Annotated in this window: 19 protein-coding genes; 11 read left to right on the forward strand and 8 right to left on the reverse strand. The window is 68.0% G+C overall.

What is annotated here, in order from left to right:
- Window positions 1-39 precede the first annotated feature (39 nt).
- A complete protein-coding gene (locus ACIA49_RS26560; RefSeq protein WP_396380040.1) occupies window positions 40-1146 on the forward strand; it encodes a M20/M25/M40 family metallo-hydrolase in 1107 nt (368 codons plus the stop codon).
- Between the two features lie 78 nt (window positions 1147-1224).
- On the opposite strand, the gene ggt is transcribed toward ACIA49_RS26560, so the two are convergent.
- The 4 genes from ggt to miaA all read right to left on the reverse strand — a co-directional run bounded on the left by ggt (window position 1225) and on the right by miaA (window position 5390).
- Window positions 1225-3084 carry a gamma-glutamyltransferase gene (ggt, locus tag ACIA49_RS26565; RefSeq protein WP_396380041.1) on the reverse strand — a complete coding sequence of 620 codons (1860 nt, stop codon included), beginning with the start codon at window positions 3082-3084 and terminating at the stop codon, window positions 1225-1227.
- A 91-nt stretch (window positions 3085-3175) separates the two neighbouring features.
- On the reverse strand, window positions 3176-3862 hold the full coding sequence (locus ACIA49_RS26570; protein WP_396380042.1) for a hypothetical protein: 687 nt from the start codon (window positions 3860-3862) through the stop codon (window positions 3176-3178).
- 39 nt (window positions 3863-3901) lie between these two features.
- Window positions 3902-4420, reverse strand: coding sequence for a sigma-70 family RNA polymerase sigma factor (locus ACIA49_RS26575; protein ID WP_396380043.1), 519 nt, complete (start codon window positions 4418-4420; stop codon window positions 3902-3904).
- On the reverse strand, window positions 4407-5390 hold the full coding sequence (gene miaA, locus ACIA49_RS26580) for a tRNA (adenosine(37)-N6)-dimethylallyltransferase MiaA (RefSeq protein WP_396380044.1): 984 nt from the start codon (window positions 5388-5390) through the stop codon (window positions 4407-4409). Before miaA ends, ACIA49_RS26575 begins: the two co-directional genes overlap by 14 nt.
- Window positions 5391-5560: 170 nt before the next feature.
- Between miaA and ACIA49_RS26585 the strand changes: the two genes are divergently transcribed.
- Both ACIA49_RS26585 and ACIA49_RS26590 read left to right on the forward strand, forming a co-directional pair.
- Window positions 5561-5788: a hypothetical protein gene (locus ACIA49_RS26585; RefSeq protein WP_391546382.1), complete on the forward strand. Its 228-nt coding sequence runs from the start codon at window positions 5561-5563 to the stop codon at window positions 5786-5788.
- A 106-nt stretch (window positions 5789-5894) separates the two neighbouring features.
- Entirely contained in the window at window positions 5895-6152 is a 258-nt protein-coding gene (locus ACIA49_RS26590; RefSeq protein WP_391546383.1) for an antitoxin, read from the forward strand.
- A gap of 27 nt (window positions 6153-6179) precedes the next feature.
- Here ACIA49_RS26590 and ACIA49_RS26595 read toward each other — a convergent pair whose 3' ends face one another.
- A complete protein-coding gene (locus ACIA49_RS26595; protein ID WP_396380045.1) occupies window positions 6180-6656 on the reverse strand; it encodes an NUDIX hydrolase in 477 nt (158 codons plus the stop codon).
- 22 nt (window positions 6657-6678) lie between these two features.
- Window positions 6679-7092: a DUF6069 family protein gene (locus ACIA49_RS26600; RefSeq protein ID WP_396380046.1), complete on the reverse strand. Its 414-nt coding sequence runs from the start codon at window positions 7090-7092 to the stop codon at window positions 6679-6681.
- 122 nt (window positions 7093-7214) lie between these two features.
- Between ACIA49_RS26600 and ACIA49_RS26605 the strand changes: the two genes are divergently transcribed.
- Together ACIA49_RS26605 and ACIA49_RS26610 are read left to right on the forward strand one after the other, a co-directional pair.
- Window positions 7215-7664, forward strand: a complete 450-nt coding sequence (locus tag ACIA49_RS26605) for an NUDIX domain-containing protein (protein WP_396380047.1) — start codon at window positions 7215-7217, stop codon at window positions 7662-7664.
- Between the two features lie 105 nt (window positions 7665-7769).
- On the forward strand, window positions 7770-9578 hold the full coding sequence (locus ACIA49_RS26610; protein WP_396380048.1) for a LamG-like jellyroll fold domain-containing protein: 1809 nt from the start codon (window positions 7770-7772) through the stop codon (window positions 9576-9578).
- A gap of 111 nt (window positions 9579-9689) precedes the next feature.
- Here the strand turns inward: ACIA49_RS26610 and ACIA49_RS26615 are convergent, their stop codons facing one another.
- Entirely contained in the window at window positions 9690-10388 is a 699-nt protein-coding gene (locus ACIA49_RS26615; protein ID WP_396380049.1) for a phosphotransferase, read from the reverse strand.
- A complete protein-coding gene (miaB, locus tag ACIA49_RS26620; protein ID WP_396380050.1) occupies window positions 10385-11860 on the reverse strand; it encodes a tRNA (N6-isopentenyl adenosine(37)-C2)-methylthiotransferase MiaB in 1476 nt (491 codons plus the stop codon). The genes ACIA49_RS26615 and miaB overlap by 4 nt, the downstream gene beginning before the upstream one ends.
- Window positions 11861-11961: 101 nt before the next feature.
- On the opposite strand from miaB, the gene ACIA49_RS26625 reads away from it, so the two are divergent.
- From ACIA49_RS26625 to ACIA49_RS26650, 6 genes are all read left to right on the forward strand, one after another.
- Window positions 11962-13497, forward strand: a complete 1536-nt coding sequence (locus ACIA49_RS26625; protein WP_396380051.1) for an amidohydrolase family protein — start codon at window positions 11962-11964, stop codon at window positions 13495-13497.
- A 166-nt stretch (window positions 13498-13663) separates the two neighbouring features.
- Window positions 13664-14392 (forward strand): amino acid ABC transporter ATP-binding protein, encoded by a 729-nt coding sequence (locus ACIA49_RS26630; RefSeq protein WP_396380302.1) that lies wholly within the window; start codon window positions 13664-13666, stop codon window positions 14390-14392.
- A 52-nt stretch (window positions 14393-14444) separates the two neighbouring features.
- Window positions 14445-15275: a glutamate ABC transporter substrate-binding protein gene (locus tag ACIA49_RS26635; RefSeq protein ID WP_396380052.1), complete on the forward strand. Its 831-nt coding sequence runs from the start codon at window positions 14445-14447 to the stop codon at window positions 15273-15275.
- A 78-nt stretch (window positions 15276-15353) separates the two neighbouring features.
- Window positions 15354-16043: an amino acid ABC transporter permease gene (locus tag ACIA49_RS26640; protein WP_396380053.1), complete on the forward strand. Its 690-nt coding sequence runs from the start codon at window positions 15354-15356 to the stop codon at window positions 16041-16043.
- The gene (locus ACIA49_RS26645) at window positions 16040-16951 is read left to right on the forward strand and encodes an amino acid ABC transporter permease (protein ID WP_396380054.1); all 912 of its coding nucleotides are present in this window, start codon (window positions 16040-16042) and stop codon (window positions 16949-16951) included. Before ACIA49_RS26640 ends, ACIA49_RS26645 begins: the two co-directional genes overlap by 4 nt.
- Window positions 16952-17154: 203 nt before the next feature.
- The gene (locus tag ACIA49_RS26650; protein WP_396380055.1) at window positions 17155-17580 is read left to right on the forward strand and encodes a hypothetical protein; all 426 of its coding nucleotides are present in this window, start codon (window positions 17155-17157) and stop codon (window positions 17578-17580) included.
- Window positions 17581-17586 lie beyond the last annotated feature (6 nt).

Genomic DNA, 17586 nt, shown 5'->3' on the forward strand with positions numbered 1-17586 from the left:
GAGTCAATCCTCGACCAGATGGTGATACGTTCCGTATTTATGAACCTGCCGCTCATGATCGATCGCCTCCGCAGCTATGTCACCGACGAGACGCCGACCGGTGACGCCGGCGCGCTGAACGCGTTCGCCGACCGCCTCGTCCAGCGGTACGCCGACCTCGGGGGTACCACCCGCCGGGTCGCGGCCGCCACCGGGGATCACGTGGTCGCCGATTTCCCGGGCCGGGGAGCGCTCTCTGATGCCGCTCCGGTGCTCTTCCTGGCGCACCACGACACGGTCTGGCCGGTCGGGCAGTTGGCCGGCGCGATGCCGTGGCGGGTCGAGGACGGGGTGATCCACGGGCCGGGCGTCTTCGACATGAAGGGCGGGCTGGTGATCCTGGAGAGCGCTCTCGAACAGGTTTCCGACGCGGATCATCGGCCGGTGCGGGTGATCGTGGTCGCCGACGAGGAGGTCGGTTCGCCGACCGCGCGGGAGCTGGTGACGGCGGAGTCAGCCGGAGTGATCGCGGCCTTCGGGCTCGAACCGCCGCACCCGAACGGCGATCTGAAGACGTCACGCTGGGGAAGCACGAGGGTCCGGATCACGGTCACGGGACGCGAAGCGCATGCCGCGCTCGACCCGGAGAGCGGTATCTCGGCGATCGACGAACTCGTCGACCAGCTGATCGCGGTGCGCTCGATTGTTGCCCAGAACAACCAAGTGCTCTGCAACGTCGGCACGATCGAGGGCGGTGGGCGGACCAACGTGGTCGCCGGTTCGGCCTGGGCGGATGTCGGGTTCCGGTTCGTCGATCCCGAGACCGAGACCGCCGTACTGGATGCTGTGACGGCACTAGCCCCGGTACGACGTGAGGCCGTGGTCGAGGCGAAGGTGATGTCGAACCGGCCCGCGTGGCAGCCGTCGGCGGCGACGGATGAGCTGCTGGCGAAGGTGATCGCGGCCGGCGCGGAGGTCGGTCAGCAGGTAGGCGGCGCGGCCGCCTCAGGTGCCGCCGACACCAACCTGACCGGCTGGCTCGGCATCCCCACCCTCGACGGCCTCGGCCCGGTCGGCAAGGGCGCCCATGCAGTCCACGAACAAGCCGTCGCCACAACCCTCACCGAACGAGCCACCCTCGTGGCCGCCATCATCCGCACTGTCTAGCCACGCATTGGGGCCACGCGGTGGCCGTGAACAAGTTATGCATTGTTCAAGGCCACCGGTTCCTGTCTAAGCCCCCGGCTAGCGGGTGGCGGGCCAGAGCTGGTGGACGGTGCCGGCGGAGCCACCGCCCCGGCGGACGGGTTCGGCGGCGGCCAGGTAGGCGCCGTCGGGAAGGAACTCAAGGGCGGCCACAGCGCCGATCTCGGCCGCTGAGGTGAGCGCATCACCGCTCGGGACCAGCGTGTGACCGTAGGGCTTCAGCGCAGTGCCGTAGGCGTCGATGAAGGGCGGCTCAGCGCTGACAGCAGGAGTGTTGCGCTGGGACGCACGCGGCGCTGCCACGGCTTCGGGCAGCGTCATGTTGCGATCCAGGCGGTTGGTCAGTGTCTGCAGGACGGTGGTGATGATCGTCGAGCCACCGGGCGAACCGAGCGCCAGGAACGGCTTGCCGTTGCGGAGCACGATCGTCGGCGACATCGAGGAGCGCGGACGCTTGCCCGGCTGGATGCGGTTCGGGTCGGCGGCGTTGTACACGGCGGAGAAGTCGGTGAGCTCGTTGTTCAGCAGGAAGCCACGGCCCGGGACGGTGATGCCGCTGCCGCCGGTCTGCTCGATCGTCAGCGTGTACGAGACCACGTTGCCCCACTTGTCCGCGGCCACCAGGTGCGTGGTGGACAGGCCCTCGGTGTCCGGGCCCTCCTTGGTCGTGGCGGTCGCACCACAGGAGCCGTAGGAACCGTCCGGCACACCAGGCGCGAGCGGCTTCGCCGACGCCTTGGCCGGGTCGATCAGGCAGGAGCGCTCGGCACCGAAGCCGCGCGACAACAGTTCCTGCTGCGGTACGTCGACGTACGCCGGATCACCGACGTACGCACCGCGGTCCGCGAAGGCGAGTGCGGACGCCTCGAGGTAGCTGTGCAGCGCCTGCGGCGTCGACTGCTTGCTCAGGTGCAGCGGAGCGAGGATGTTCAGCGCCTCCCCGACCGTGGTGCCACCCGATGAGGACGGTGCCATGCCGTAGACGTCCACACCGTCGTACCGGACCTTGGTCGGCGCACGGTCGATCACCTTGTACTTCGCGAGGTCCGCAGTGGTCAGGTAGCCCGGCATCAGCGGCAGCGTCGCGCCCGGCGCCTTGGGCGGGTTCTTCACCACCGAAGCGATCTCACCGGCCAGTGCGCCGCCATAGAACGCCGGAAGGCCCTTAGCGCCGAGCATCCGGTACGTGTCGGCCAGCTCGGGGTTCTTGAACAGCGTCCCGACCTGTGGTGCGTCTCCGCCCGGCAGGAACAGCTTGGCGGTCGGTACGACGGCCGAGAACCGCGCCTTGTTGTCCAGCGTCTGACTGCGGAACGTCGTGTCGACCACGAACCCGCGGTCGGCCAGGTCGGCGGCCGGCTTGAGCGCCTTGCCCAGCGGCAGCGAACCCCACTGGCGCAGTGCGCGGTCCCACGTCGCCAGCGTCCCTGGAATGCCGACGGACACCCCAGACGTGACCAGGTCCGGGAAGAACGTGTACGGCGTTCCCGTGGCCGGGTTGATGAACGCGTTCGACGGCATGGTGGCCGGTGCGGTCTCCCGGCCGTCGATCGTCATGACCTTGTGCTGCTTGGCGTTGTAGTAGACGAAGTACCCGCCACCACCGACACCTGCGGAGTACGGCTCGGTGACACCGAGCGCCGCCGCAGTGGCGACCGCGGCGTCCACCGCATTACCCCCACGACGCAGTACGTCGAGACCGATGCTCGTCGCGTCGGGGTCGACCGAGGCGACAGCACCGCCGTGCCCGATGGCTGTCGGGTACTTGGTCCGGGCCGGGGTCGTGTCGTGGCTCTGCTCCGGTACCGACGGTTTCGGTGGACTCGCGGACGCACCACTCAGACCGAAACCGGACAGGACGAGCGCACTCGCGGACAGGGTCGCGACCAGCTTCTTCACCGGGGACTCCAAGAGCTCAGGCGGCAGGGACTGTCCCTGCCTACCCCGAACTCGCCCCCGCACGCCAGTCAACGGGCGCATTCGGCCCAGATCAGTTGAACGTGCAGGACCCCAGGAAGCGGCGCAGCGTGTCGTCGTTCCAGGCCTGGTTGCCCGCCGGAGCCTCCACGAGGAGCCACTGGTCGGCCAGCTTCACCTGACCGGTCAGCCGGCCCGATTGGGTGCCGATGTGGAACGTCTTGCCGTCCGAATCGGTCACCCGGACCGCATCCAGCGTCACTGCGGTCGCCCGACGCTCGAGCACCACCTTGGTGGCGACCTCGGCGGTCCGCATCTCCGGCTGCGCCAGTACGACGCGGTTGGCAGCGATCGGCTTCTCCGGGGCCCAGCCCATTGGCGTCAGTGTGCAGCCGATCGTGTTCCAGCTCTGCTTGTTGGCCACCAGCTCGACACCACTGGAGAACAGCGACATCTCGCCTTCACTCGCCTTGGCGCTCGGTGCAGCCGGAGTCCCCGACGCTGGGGCCGACGACTCGGTCTCCCCGCCGGACGCGACCGGCGAACTGCCCGCACTCCCCCACCACTTCACCTGGTTGCCGAACGCGAGCACAGCAGCCGATACGGCGGCCACACAGAGCACTCCGGTCACCCGGCGGCGTCGCTTGATCCGGCGCAGCGCTCGTCGCCCTCGCGCGATGTCCGCGTCGATATCCGCCGCGGGCAGCCCCACGGCGGCCTCCTCGGCGAACCCCTCCAGCAACTTCTTGACCTCGTCCACTACTCCGTCCCTCTCCCGGTCCCACTGTCGGCCGGGATGTCAGCCACTCCCCGTTGCCTGATCCGACTGCTCATCGGTCATCAGGTCCTTCAAACGCTTGAGAGCCTTGGCGGTTTGGCTCTTCACCGTTCCCTCGGTGCACTCCAGGATGCGCGCGCAGCTCGCGACGTCGAGATCCTGGAAGTACCGCAGTACCAGGACCGCGCGCTGCCGCGGCGCCAGCTCCAGCAGCGCCCGCCGGACCGCGATCGTGTCCACCGGATCCGTCTCGTCGGCCAGCCTCGGCTCGAGCGTGTCGGCGGTCACCACCTCAGGGTGGCGGCCGGCCCGGCGGCGCTCGTCGAGGAACGCGTTCACCAGAATGCGGTGCGCGTACGGCCCGGCGCCTTCGTGCCGGATCCGGTGCCAGTGCACGTAGACCCGAGTACAGGCGGTCTGGACCAGATCCTCCGCGGTGTGCGAATCCCCCGCGGTCAGCAACAGCGCCGTTCTCATCAGTCGGGTGCGATCCGCGAGCAAGTACTCGCGGAACTCCGCCTCACGGTCACCCCCTCGCATCGACGGCCCCAGCATCAGGGGCGATTTCTACCTCGACTACGTCACCGGCGCCCGTTCGGTTGCCTGCGGCCAGGACATCGATCGCCTTGTCCAGCAAGGCGGAGTCGTCGTACCGCAGCCAGGTGATGCGTGGGTCCTTACGGAACCAGGAGTCCTGCCGCCGCGCGAACCTGCGGGTCGACTGCGCGGTCCGCTCCCGGGCCTCGGCCTCGTCGATCTCGCCGTTCAGCAACGCGATCACCTGCGAGTAGCCGAGGGCACGGTTGGCCGTCCGGCCTTCGAGCAGACCGTGCTTGAGGAGTTTGCGAACCTCATCGACGAAACCGGAGTCGAACATCCGGTCCACCCGTCGCCCGATTCGCTCGTCGAGCTCGGGCCGTGGCACGTCGAGACCGATCTGTACGGCGCCTGGGTAGACGTAACGATGGTCCGGCAACGTCGCGCTGTACGGCGCCCCGGTGATCTCGACGACCTCGAGCGCCCGGACGATCCGCCGTCCGTTGCTGGGCAGGATCTGGGCAGCAGCCTTGGGGTCAACCGACGCGAGCCGCTGATGCAAAGCACCGGACCCGACGTCTTCCAGCTCGGCCTCAAGACGCTCCCGTACGGCGGGATCGGTGCCGGGGAAGGTGAAGTCGTCGAGGATCGCGCGGACGTAGAGCGCGGACCCTCCGGCCAGGACCGGAACGACCTGTCGCGTCGTGCAGTCGTCGATCGCGGCCCGGGCCAACTGCTGGAACTCGGCCACGGTCGCGGTCTCGGTCACATCGAGGATGTCGAGCAGATGATGCGGTACGCCGGACCGCTCGGGGGCGGTGATCTTCGCCGTACCGATGTCCATGCCGCGGTACACCTGCATGGCGTCGGCATTGACGACCTCGCCACCCAGGCGCTTGCACAGGGCAACGGACAGGTCGGACTTGCCGGCCGCTGTGGGGCCGACGACCGCGACGACGAGTGGTTCGGCCATCGCTCCAGTGTGACAGTTTCCGGCCGGACCCCGCTGCACCGGCCCGGCCGACGTCGTACCGGCCCGGTCAAGTCTGCACCAAGAGGCTCGGGGTCTCCTTGTGGATGACCCCCTGCGACCGGTAGACACGACGGCAGTTCGCAACACCGGATTACGGGAGGAATGAAGCTGTGACGAATCCGTTCGAGGGAGAGTCCGACGCGGCCAAGGACGCGCTGGACCTGGGGGACGACGAGCTGGCCGCTGCCAAGCGCAGCGGTGGTGACGTCGAGCTGAAGAAGAGCGGCGGTGACGTCGAGTTCAGCGGTGGCGACGTCGAGTCCGGCGGTGATGTGGAGTCGGGCGGCGACGTCGAGTCGGGTGGCGGAAGTCAGGACTCCGGCGGCGACGTCGAGTAACACCCGCTGAATTCCTGTCCGACAGTTCGCGGCGGTCCTAGGTGTTCGGGGCCGGTTGGTGTAATCATCTACCGCTAGCTGTCAGTAAGCAGTTCACTACGCAGGAATGGGAGCCCCTGAGATGGGCATCTTCGACAAGTTCAAGGACAAGGCCGAGGACCTGAAGGACAAGGCCGGCGACCTCGTCGATCAGCACGGCGACAAGGTCGGCGCGGGTCTGGACAAGGCCGGTGACTTCGTCGACGAGAAGACCGGCGGCAAGTACGGCGACAAGATCGACCAGGGTGTCGACAAGGCCAAGGACGGCCTGGACGGCCTCGACGGCCAGAACGACGACATCCCGGACGCCGACAAGCCCGCCTGAACACTCCTCAGCAAAGGGCCGCGAGCACTAGCTCGCGGCCCTTTGTCGTTCCTGCAGGTGACCTTCCGCCGCTAGGTGGGTGAAGAGGGCTTGGTTGTAGGGGTTCATGGCGGGGAGCGCTTCAGGGGTGAAGAAGTCGAGGGCGAGGGTTTCGTCGTTGGCGGGGTCGAGGGTGCCGGTCCAGGAGTCGGCTCGGTAGGTGAGGGAGATGACTTGGACCTGGTCGCCGTTGGGGTAGGTGATGAAGCAGTCCGGGCCGGAGCGGGCTGAGAGCAGTGTGAGCCCGCCGATGCTCAGGCCGGTCTCCTCGTGGAGCTCGCGGCGGGCCGCGTCCTCGAGCTGCTCCCCCGGCTCGACGCCGCCGCCGGGGATGCACCAGGTGTGGTCGTCCGAACGCTGCTGGAGGAGCACCTGCTGTTGGTCGTTCCACACCAGTACGCCGACGCCCGCGCCCACGAGTGGTTCGTGCCCGACCAGCCGCCGCATGCGCTCGATGTAGCTCATCTCAGCAGGGTAGGGCTTGTGGTCAGCGGAGGCGGCGGGCTACTGCGGGGATGACGAGGGCGGCGGCGATCAGGTGGGTTGTCATCAGGAGGGCCTTGGTGGCGGGGGCGGCGTCGGCGAGGAGGTCGGGGGTGAAGGAGAGGGCGGTCAGGACGACGGTGATGCGGATCCAGGCGGTGCGCGGGCGGGCGGCGTACCGGCGGAGAGCGACCGCGATGAGGAGGCCGAGGGCCGCGAAGACGAGAGTCATGACGGCGAAACCGGCCAGCGGGATGGGGGCGCCGGCGACGTCGAGGCTGATGCCGGCGGCTTGACCTGCGGCGGCGACGGCTGCGGTGGCAACGGCTGCGAGGACGGCGGCGATGGCGCCGTCGCGGAGCAGGCGTCCGGCCGACGGGGCGGCAACGGTCGTGGCGGTGGGGAGGGTGGCAGTCATGGTGATCTCCGGGGCAGTGGACCGGCTCGGTGCCGATCGCTTACCTACCCGTCGAAGTCGACCCCTCGGTTTTGACATGGATGGCGAAAAAAGTTGGGGGCGGGGGTGGTTAGGGTCGGGGGATGGATCGGTTTCGGGTGGTGCCGGCGGCTTATGTGGTGTTGCGGCGAGGGGACGAGGTGTTGATGTTGTTGCGGGCCAATACCGGTTACATGGATGGGTATTGGGCGGTGCCGGCCGGCCATGTGGAGGCTGGTGAGTCAGCGATCCAGGCCGCAGTCCGGGAGGTCCGCGAGGAGGTGGGCGTCGAGATCGATCCGCGGGATCTGGTGGCGGTGACGGCGATGCATCGGACCGGGGGCAACGGGGATCCGATCGACGAGCGGGTGGACTTCTTCTTCACGACGTCGCGGTGGTCGGGTGAGCCGCGGTTGATGGAGCCGGGGAAGGCGGACCGGCTGGAATGGTTCGCGCTCGACAAGTTGCCGGATCCCACGGTGCCGCACGAGACGCGCGTGCTGGCCGGCCTCGACAGCGGGCTTCCTGCGGTGATCGCGCAAGGCTTCAGCTGAGTCACACGGTGTGCGTTGGTCCAGGGTTCTGGAGGCGTTCACTGATGTTTGGTTGGTGCGCTCTAATGTTCGCTGCGGTGTCAGGCAGCGATCTGGAGGCGCGAGATGGATCAGCAGTACGACGGGACCAGCCGGCGGCGGCTTTTGCAGGCGGGAGCGTTGAGCGCGGGGGCGGTGGTCGCGGGTGGCGTGCTGGATGGTGGTGCTGCCGCGGCGACGACCTCGTCGTACGGCGGGCGGATCGACACCGAGCACCCGCGGTTCACGGTGGCCGTCGTACCGGACACGCAGTATCAGTTCGACCAGGACCGGGGTGACCCGGCGCCGTTGACGGCGACCTTCGAGTATCTGGTCGAGCAGCGGTCCGCGGAGAACTTGGTGTTCGTGGCGCACCTCGGTGATGTGGTCGAGAACGCGCTGGCGAGCGAGTTCGCGCAGGCGGATCCGGTGTTCAAGGTGCTGGACCGCGCGCGGATGCCGTACTCGGTGCTGGCCGGGAACCACGACATCGACGGGTCCAAGGACGATACCCGCGGCGACTCGCCGTACCTGCGAACGTTCGGGCCGCAGCGGTTCCGGCGGATGCCGACGTACGGCGGATCGACGGCGAACGGGTACAACTCGTACCACGTGTTCCGGGCGGCCGGGCGGCAGTGGTTGCTGTTGGCAATGGACTGGCGGCCGTCGGACGCGAGCTTCGCGTGGGCCCGGGCGGTGATCGCGGCGCATCCGAAGATGCCGGTGATCCTGACGATCCACGAGCTCGTGTACGCCGACACCGGCGTCGCGGAGCTGAGCGACCACGGGGTGCGGGTCTGGGACCAGCTGGTGAAGGACAACGACCAGATCTTCCTCACCCTGAACGGGCACTTCTGGCCGCCGGGACGGCTCACCAAGCAGAACGCCGCCGGGCACGACGTGCAGCTGCACCTGGCCAACTTCCAGGACCGGTACTACGGCGGTTCCGGGATGGTCCGGTTGTACCACTTCGACCTGGCCCGGAACACGATCGACGTCGAGACGATCGCACCATGGATCTTCGCGCAGGACCCGGCCCGGCGGAGCGAACTGGCCGAGGGCGAGATCGAGCTGACCGACGACGTCAATCGGTTCAGCATTCCGATCGACTTCGCGCAGCGGTTCGCGGGATTCGCTCCGGTAGCTGTGCGGCCGGCGCGACCGGCGAAGCAGTTGGTCATTCCGGGGACAGCGGCGTACTGGCGCTTCGACGACCCGGTCGGCGGGCAGGTCGTCGATCAGTCCGGACAGGGCAACCACCTGACGCGCGTACAGCTGGGCGGCGATGCGCCGAGCGTGTCGAGTGAGTTCCACCCGGAGCAGCCGGGGCATGCGAGCTGGGTGTTCCCGGGTGGGAAGAATCCGGCACGCGGTGGGTATCTGAAGACGGCCGACGATGCGCCGATCAACAAGGCGACGTTCCGCGGCGGGTACACGATCGAGGCATTCGTGAAGCTCGCCGACGATGGTCAGGACCACTCGTGGGAAGGGCTGATCTCACGGCTCGGCACCGGGCGGGACGCGGGCAAGACGGGCAGCGACCCGGACGAGCCGGTGGTGAAGCTCGGATTCTCCGGTGGGCGACAGGTGCAGTGGGCGGTCTATCCGTTCAACAAGAACGACACGTTCACCAACTGGGGTCACGAGCAGGTGGCCGGGCGCTGGTTCCACCTCGCGATCGTGAACGACGGACGGCACAGCACCGTGTACGTCGACTCGTCCGAGCTGCTGCGTAATCCGGCGACCCCGTCGAGCGGCCTGGCGACGGTCGGCAAGCCGTGGCTCGTCGGCGCCGGTCACTATGCGAATGAGGTCGACCAAGGCTTCGCCGGACACATCGGCGAGGTGCGGATCGTCAGTCGCGCGCTGAAGCCGTCCCAGTTCCTGAACGCGTAGGCGGACGCCCATCACCCACTAACGTCACCCGGGCAGGCGTGGTCGCGCTCAGCTGAGCGTGGTCCGGTGGCTTGGGGCGGTGTTAGTGGGTGGTGCAGGTCCGCTTGTCGGTCAGAGCAAGCTGCGGATCAGAGCTTCCTGCGCTGGGAGGAGCTCCTTCTCGGCCGGCGTCAGGGTCACGTTGTTGCCGCGGGCATCCAATGCGGCGGGGAGGCCGGGGGTCGGGTCGATCGAGTTGGCCAGGTAGGTGGCGAGGGCTTCGCGGAGGAGCGGCGAGAGCTCGGCCCACTCCGGGTCGAGCGCGACCTGGGCGAAGATGACCGCGGTCATCGCGATGTCGAACTCCGCGGTGCCCTCTTCGGCGTTGCGCCAGTCGATCACGACGGGGCCGGCGTCGGTCGCGATCACGTTGTACGGGTGCAGGTCGCCGTGGACGACGACGAGCCCCGGCCTACCGCTGGGTGCGGGGATCGCGTGCAGGCGACGATGCAGGTCGGCATGCAACTCCCCCAGCCGCACCGCGTCGAGGTCACCCGCGACGGCGGCGTCCGCGAGCGTCGGTCCGGTCAGCCGCTCGATCACCATGTCCGCGCCGTCGATCTCCCGTACGGCGGGCACCGGGTAACCGAACGTCGCCACGTGCCGCATGAAGTCGGCCTCGTCCCGCACGGGATGACCGTTGCGGTAGCGCCGAACCACCCACTGGTCGTCGAGCGCGTAGACATCCGCGTCCCGCCCCGCCGCGAACGGCTCCGCGTCCGAAGGAAGAAGTGGAGCGGCACCCTCCGGGACCGGATCGGGCGCGGTCATGCGATCTGGCAACCGCCGGCCACGGGCTCCATCGGCTGCGCGCCGAGGGTCGGCATCCCGAGCATGACGCCGGGGGCCGACGACGGCGGCGCGTCCTGTGTGCGCTCCCAGGCGTCACCGGCGCGCGTGCGGCGGATGGAACCGAAGACGTCCGCGACCAGGTGATGCGGGGCGGCGTAGGTGACCTCGACCGTGGCCAGGTCGCCCGGACGCGGAGCCTCGACACCCTCGGGGAGAGCGAAGTGGACCAGGCGGTTGTCGCGGGCGCGACCGCTCAGCCGGTGGGTCGCGGCGTCCTTGCGGCCTTCGCCTTCGGCGACGAGAACCTCGAGGGAGCGGCCAACGGTCAGCTTGTTCTCGGCCCACGCCATGTCGTCCTGCAGAGCGACCAAACGCTCGTAGCGCTCCTGGACGACCGCGCGCGGAACCTGGTCCTCCATCGACTCCGCCGGCGTCCCGGGACGCTTGGAGTACTGGAAGGTGAAGGCACCGGCGAACCGCGCCTGGCGGACGACGTCGAGCGTGCCCTCGAAGTCCTCCTCGGTCTCACCGGGGAAGCCGACGATGATGTCGGTGGTGATCGCCGCATCCGGCATCGCCGCGCGCACGTCCTCGATGATCTTGAGGTAGCGATCGCGCCGGTACGAGCGCCGCATCGCCTTCAGCACGCGGTCCGAGCCGGACTGCAGCGGCATGTGCAGCGAGGGCATCACGTTCGGCGTCTCGGCCATCGCCTCGATCACGTCCGCGGTGAAGTCGCGCGGGTGCGGCGAGGTGAAGCGCACGCGCTCCAGCCCGTCGATCTCGCCGCAGGCCCGGAGCAGCTTCGAGAACGCATACCGGTCGCCGAACTCCACGCCGTACGAGTTCACGTTCTGGCCGAGCAGCGTCACCTCGAGCACGCCCTCGGCGACGAGTGCCTCGACCTCGGCGAGCACGTCGCCGGGGCGACGGTCCTTCTCGCGGCCGCGCAGCGCCGGGACGATGCAGAACGTGCAGGTGTTGTTGCACCCGACGCTGACCGAGACCCAGGCCGAGTACGCCGACTCGCGGCGCGTCGGCAGCGTGGACGGGAAGACGTCGAGCGACTCGAGGATCTCGACCTGCGACTCCTCGGCGACCCGGGCCCGCTCCAGCAGCACCGGCAGCGAGCCGATGTTGTGGGTCCCGAAGACGACGTCCACCCAGGGCGCCTTCTTGGTGATGGTCGCCTTGTCCTTTTGGGCCAGGCAGCCGCCGACGGCGATCTGCATCCCGGGCCGCTTGGCCTTCACCGGCGCCAGGTGGCCGAGGTTGCCGTACAGCTTGTTGTCGGCGTTCTCCCGGACCGCGCACGTGTTGAAGACGACGACATCGGCCTGGTCGCCCTCCGGCGCGCGGACGTAGCCCGCGTCCTCCATCAGGCCGCGCAGCCGCTCGGAGTCGTGGACGTTCATCTGGCACCCGTAGGTGCGGACCTCGTAAGTACGCATAACAGCCACCAAGAGTACGTGCCGGGGTAGGTATTTCCCTACCTGGCTCCGGCGGCCTGCTACCCCTGACGGCGACCCCGGCGCAGACAATAGTGAGGGGTATGAACAGTTCTCGCCGTGAATTCCTCGCCCGGACCGCCGCCGGAGCCGCCGTGATCGCCGGCGGCTCGTTCGCCGCCGCCACCCCCGCACTCGCCGGATCGTTGCGGGCGAACAGCCCACTGACCGCCCTCGTCGACGCGACCGTCATCGATGTCGAGACCGGTCAGCGGCATCGCCACCAGACCGTACTCATCGCCGGTGAGCGCATCGTCGGGATCGGCCGGTTGCCGGTCCCCCGCGGTGCGACGGTCGTCGACGCGACCGGGAAGTACGTCGTACCGGGCCTGGCCGACATGCACGCCCACAGTCTCGGCACCGAGCACGTCTCGCCACCGCTCTACCTGGCCAACGGGCTGACCACCATCCGCGAGATGGCCGGAAACGACCCGGTGCTCTACGACTGGCGGGACCGCATCGAGGCGGGCACGCTGCTCGGCCCGCGGATGGTTGTGGCCAGCAAGATCATCGACGGTGACCCGACCCTGTGGGATCCGACCCTGACCCCGGTCATCGTCGCCGGTGACGAACAGTCCGGTCGTGCCGCCGTACGCCGGGCGAAGGCCGAGGGAGCCGACTTCATCAAGGTGTACTCGCGGCTCAACCGGGCGACGTACGCCGGCATCCTCGACGAGGCCCGCAAGCTCGGCCTGACCGCGCACGGCCATGGTCCGGACGCGCTGACCACGAAGGAGGTCAGCAATGCCGGCCAGCGCAGCATCGAGCACATCCACTCGATCGGGCTGTCGGTCTCCAGCCGCGAGGCCGACGTACGGCGGATGGTCCGCGCGATCACCGTCCAGAAAGGTGACTACAACAGCTGGTTCCGGCAGATGCACCCGATCGAGTGGATCGCTGCGCAGACCTACAGCGAGGCGCGCGCCGCCGACGTGTTCGGCACCCTCCGGCGCAACCGGACCCGGGTGACGCCGACGCTGACCATGCACAGCGTCCTCGACCAGCCCGACTACGCCCGGATCGATCCCGCTCTGACGAAATACATGGGTGCCGAGGAGCTGGCTGTCTACGACTACGCGATCGAGAACCTGTACAAGCCCAACCGGAGCGCCGAGGAGATCGCGCACCAGCGGGACATGTGGGCCTGGCGCAAGCAGTTCGTCGGCGAACTGTTCGCGCACAACGTCCCGATCCTGGCCGGCACCGACACCGGTACGCCGTACAGCGTGCCCGGGTTCGCCCTCCACGACGAGCTCGAACACCTCGTCGCGGCCGGCGCCACCCCTCGCCAGGCCCTGTACGCCGCCACTGCCGAGCCGGCCCGGTTCCTCGGGCGCGCGGCCGAGCTCGGCACCGTCGAGGCGGGCAAGATCGCCGACCTCGTCGTCCTGGACGCCGACCCGTTGACCGACATCCGCAACACCCGCAAGATTCACTCGGTCGTCACTCGCGGACGGGTGATCGGACCGGCGGCCCGGACGAAAATGCTGGCGGATGTGGAGGCCGCCGTACAGGCTCCGCCCACGGCGGTAGCACTGTCCGCGGGCGGTTGCTGCGGCGCGGCAGGTTCCGGACACTAATTCCCCCGACCGCCGCGTAGCGTGGTGTATACATCACGCTACGCGGCGGTTCACGCTGCCACATTGCAGATCGTTACCACCACGGAACCGACCGGCGGTGCGACGGCCCCCCGGCCTCCAGTAGGTTCTGGCCATGAGCGATTCCGGCACCTTGACGCAAACGGGTCTGGTGGCCCTCACCGGCGTCAACAAACATTTCGGCGAACTGCACGTCCTGAAGGACATCAACCTGTCCATCGCCAAGGGCGAGGTCGTCGTGGTGATCGGCCCGTCCGGTTCCGGCAAGTCGACCCTGTGCCGCACGATCAACAGGCTCGAGACGATCGAAGCGGGCACCATCACCCTCGACGGCCAGACCCTCCCGAGCGAGGGGAAGTCGCTCGCGAAGCTGCGGGCCGACGTCGGCATGGTGTTCCAGTCGTTCAACCTGTTCGCGCACAAGACGATCCTGCAGAACGTCACCCTCGGCCCGATGAAGGTCCGCGGCAAGTCGAAGGCGGACGCCGAGAAAGAGGCGCGGGCGCTGCTCGACCGGGTCGGCGTCGGCGCACAGGCGGACAAGTACCCCGCTCAGCTGTCCGGTGGTCAGCAGCAGCGGGTGGCGATCGCCCGGGCGCTGGCCATGGACCCCAAGGTGATGCTGTTCGACGAGCCCACCTCGGCCCTCGACCCCGAGATGATCAAGGAAGTTCTCGACGTCATGGTCGATCTGGCGAGCCAGAGCATGACGATGATCGTGGTCACCCACGAGATGGGCTTCGCCCGGCGCGCGGCCAACCGGGTCGTGTTCATGGCCGACGGCCAGATCGTCGAGGAGGCCGAGCCCGAGAAGTTCTTCACCGACCCGCAGACGAGGCGCGCGCAGGACTTCTTGTCGAAGATCCTGACGCACTGATCCGTCCGCCCGCAGTCCCAGCGCAGTACCGAAGACACGGAGGAAAATCACCATGCGACAGCGACTCATCGCTGCGATCGGCGTCGCGGCCCTGGCCGCGACCGGACTGGCTGCCTGTGGCGGCGGGGACTCCGGTTCCGGCGGCGAAAAGGTGACCATCGGCATCAAGTTCGACCAGCCGGGCATCGGCCTGAAGGCCGGCGCCGACTACACCGGGATGGACGTCGACGTCGCCAAGTACGTCGCCAAGGAGCTCGGCTACGACGAGAAGAACATCACCTTCAAGGAGGCCCCCTCGGCCCAGCGCGAGACGCTGCTGTCGAACGGCCAGGTGAAGATGATCTTCGCGTCGTACTCGATCACCGACGCCCGCAAGGAGAAGGTCTCGTTCGCCGGCCCCTACCTGGTCGCCGGTCAGGACCTGCTGGTCAAGTCCGACAACACCGACATCACCGGCCCGGAGACGCTCGCGGGCAAGAAGCTGTGCTCGGTGGCCGGCTCCACCTCGGCGCAGAAGGTGAAGGACAAGTTCGCCGACACCGTGCAGCTGCAGAACTACGACACCTACTCCAAGTGTGTCGAGGCGCTCGGCGCCGGCGCGATCGACGCGCTGACCACGGACAACACGATCCTGGCCGGTTACGCCTCGCAGGACGCCAACAAGGGCAAGTTCAAGGTGGTCGGCAAGACCTTCTCGACCGAGCGCTACGGCGTCGGCCTGAAGAAGGGCGACACCGAGACCTGCACCAAGGTCAACGACGCCCTGAAGAAGATGGTCGACTCCGGTGAGTGGCAGAAGGCGTTCGACAAGAACCTCGGCCCGTCCGGGCTGAAGCTGGACCCGGCGACCAACCCGCCGAAGACCTTCGACGCCTGCGCCTGATCCACCATCTCCGGGGAGGAACCGTTCGCGGTTCCTCCCCGGAGTGCTGGTCTCCACCTCGTTCCCAGCAGGAGAAACATGGATGTGATCTCGGAGTTCTTCTCCGACTACGACGGACTGCAAGCCTTCCGGACGACGATCTACCTCACGCTGCTGGCGGCGGTCTTCGCGCTGCTGATCGGCACCGTGGTCGCGGTCATGCGGGTGTCGCCGATCCGGGTTCTGCAGGTCATCGGCACCGGCTACGTGAACATCGTCCGGAACACGCCGCTGACCCTGATCATCGTGTTCTGCAACCTGGGGCTGTTCCTGCAGCTCGGTCTCACGCTGGCGAACAAGGACTCGGGCACCTTCCTGGCCGACAACAACTTCCGCCTCGCCGTGCTCGGCCTGTCGGTGTACCACGCGTCGTTCGTCGCCGAGGCGATCCGCAGTGGTGTGAACACCGTGCCGCTCGGCCAGGCCGAGGCGGCCCGGGCGATCGGCCTGCCGTTCCTGAAGACCCTGCGGTACGTCGTGCTGCCGCAGGCCTTCCGCGGTGCGGTCGCGCCGCTCGGCAACGTGCTGATCGCACTGACCAAGAACTCGACGGTCGCCTCGGTCATCGGCGCCACGGAGTCGTCGGCGGCGATGAAGGCGATGATGGAGAACCGGCCTGACCAGCTGTTCGTCGTGTTCGGCATCTTCGCGCTCGGCTTCGTCATCCTGACGCTGCCGGTCGGCGTGCTGTTCACGTCCCTTTCGAAGCGACTGGCGGTGAAGCGATGAGCGGCAGCAGCGTTCTGTTCGACGCGCCCGGGCCGAAGGCCAAGCGGCTCTACCTCGGGGTCGGTGTCCTGTCGGTCGTCGCGATCCTGGCCGCGCTCTGGTTCGTGATCGACCGGTTCAACGCGAAGGGCCAGCTGACCGCTGCCAAGTGGAAGCCGTTCCTGACCGGTGAGATCTGGACGCAGTACATCCTGCCGGGTCTGGGCGGCACGCTGGTCGCCGCCGGCATCTCCATCGTCTTCGCGATGATCGTCGGCGTCCTGCTGGGTGTCGGGCGGCTGTCGACGAGTGCCTGGATCCGGATCCCGTGCAGCGTCATCGTGGAGTTCTTCCGCGCCGTACCGGTGCTGCTGATGATGCTGTTCACGTTCGCGCTCTACGCGTTCTACGAGATCTTCCCGCCGGAGCGCTACGCCCTGGCCGCGGTGGTGACCGCCCTGACCCTCTACAACGGTGCTGTCGTCGCCGAGCTGGTCCGGTCCGGCGTCTTCGCGCTGCCGAAGGGCCAGTCCGAGGCGGGGATGGCGATCGGCCTCACCCGCAGCCAGTCGATGCGGATCATCCTGTTGCCGCAGGCAATCACCGCGATGCTGCCGGCGATCGTCGGTCAGCTCGTCGTGGTCCTCAAGGACACCGCGCTCGGCTACATCATCACCTACGAGGAGCTGCTCCGGAAGGCGGAGCAGATCGGCAACTACAAGTCGAACCTGGTCCCGGCCTTCATCGTGATCGGGGCGATCTTCATCCTGATCAACTACCTGCTCACCGTGGTCGCGCACCGGGTCGAGAAGGTCATGCGCAACCGCGGCCGCTCCGCCGGCGGCCCGCTGACCGCCAACCCGATCGACCAGCCAGGCGGCATCGCCCCGATCGACCTCGCGGCAGACAGCGGTGGCGTCAGCAGCTGATCCATCCAGCTCCCTCCGATCCCCGGACGATCCTTCGCCCGGGGATCGTTGTGTTGCGGGCGTTACCCCACGACCGTTGCGGCTTGCCGCCGATCGGTCGTTGCCGGCTGCCACTTCGTGCAATTCCCCGGCCGGGCATGGACACATTTTGTTGCTCATGGCAATGATGTTGAGGCGATCCGACCGGCGAACGAGGAGCAAGGATGAAGATTCGTCACGTTGCCGCGCTGCTGAGCGGTGTCACGATCCTCACCACCCTGACCGTGCCCCTGGCGGCCGAGGCGGCACCACCGAAGGACAAGTGTGCCGACCCGGTGATGACCAAGACCTTCGACCACGACCAGACCGGTGGCTGGTGGGCCATCACGCTCGACATGAAGTGCAACTCCAAGTTCACCAAGGAGTACGTCGTCTTCATCTACAACCGCAAGACCCGCAAGGCCTACCACTTCGAGACGATACCGACCAGGGCCAGCACCTATCACAAGGTCTTCACGGTGGCGTCGACACCGCCGAGCGGCAAGGAGGTCGCCTGCGTCGACGCGCAGGCCTCGGTCTTCGGGCCGTCGGAGGAGCCGTGGGACAGCAAGCGGCTCTACGACTGCTTCCCGATCACTTCCCCGGCCTGAGGAGCG

This window comes from Kribbella sp. NPDC051587 (assembly GCF_044453945.1).
GTDB lineage: Bacteria > Actinomycetota > Actinomycetes > Propionibacteriales > Kribbellaceae > Kribbella.

Bases quoted from the DNA above. Each gene is read 5' to 3' on its own strand.
- ACIA49_RS26640 (WP_396380053.1), top strand. From the start codon at position 15,354: ATGGATGTGATCTCGGAGTTCTTCTCCGACTACGACGGACTGCAAGCC.
- ACIA49_RS26645 (WP_396380054.1), top strand. From the start codon at position 16,040: ATGAGCGGCAGCAGCGTTCTGTTCGACGCGCCCGGGCCGAAGGCCAAG.
- miaB (WP_396380050.1), bottom strand. From the start codon at position 11,860: ATGCGTACTTACGAGGTCCGCACCTACGGGTGCCAGATGAACGTCCAC.
- ACIA49_RS26605 (WP_396380047.1), top strand. From the start codon at position 7,215: ATGGATCGGTTTCGGGTGGTGCCGGCGGCTTATGTGGTGTTGCGGCGA.
- ACIA49_RS26635 (WP_396380052.1), top strand. From the start codon at position 14,445: ATGCGACAGCGACTCATCGCTGCGATCGGCGTCGCGGCCCTGGCCGCG.
- ACIA49_RS26610 (WP_396380048.1), top strand. From the start codon at position 7,770: ATGGATCAGCAGTACGACGGGACCAGCCGGCGGCGGCTTTTGCAGGCG.
- ACIA49_RS26625 (WP_396380051.1), top strand. From the start codon at position 11,962: ATGAACAGTTCTCGCCGTGAATTCCTCGCCCGGACCGCCGCCGGAGCC.
- ACIA49_RS26615 (WP_396380049.1), bottom strand. From the start codon at position 10,388: ATGACCGCGCCCGATCCGGTCCCGGAGGGTGCCGCTCCACTTCTTCCT.
- ACIA49_RS26650 (WP_396380055.1), top strand. From the start codon at position 17,155: ATGAAGATTCGTCACGTTGCCGCGCTGCTGAGCGGTGTCACGATCCTC.
- ACIA49_RS26600 (WP_396380046.1), bottom strand. From the start codon at position 7,092: ATGACTGCCACCCTCCCCACCGCCACGACCGTTGCCGCCCCGTCGGCC.
- ACIA49_RS26575 (WP_396380043.1), bottom strand. From the start codon at position 4,420: ATGCGAGGGGGTGACCGTGAGGCGGAGTTCCGCGAGTACTTGCTCGCG.
- miaA (WP_396380044.1), bottom strand. From the start codon at position 5,390: ATGGCCGAACCACTCGTCGTCGCGGTCGTCGGCCCCACAGCGGCCGGC.
- ACIA49_RS26590 (WP_391546383.1), top strand. From the start codon at position 5,895: ATGGGAGCCCCTGAGATGGGCATCTTCGACAAGTTCAAGGACAAGGCC.
- ACIA49_RS26595 (WP_396380045.1), bottom strand. From the start codon at position 6,656: ATGAGCTACATCGAGCGCATGCGGCGGCTGGTCGGGCACGAACCACTC.
- ACIA49_RS26560 (WP_396380040.1), top strand. From the start codon at position 40: ATGAACCTGCCGCTCATGATCGATCGCCTCCGCAGCTATGTCACCGAC.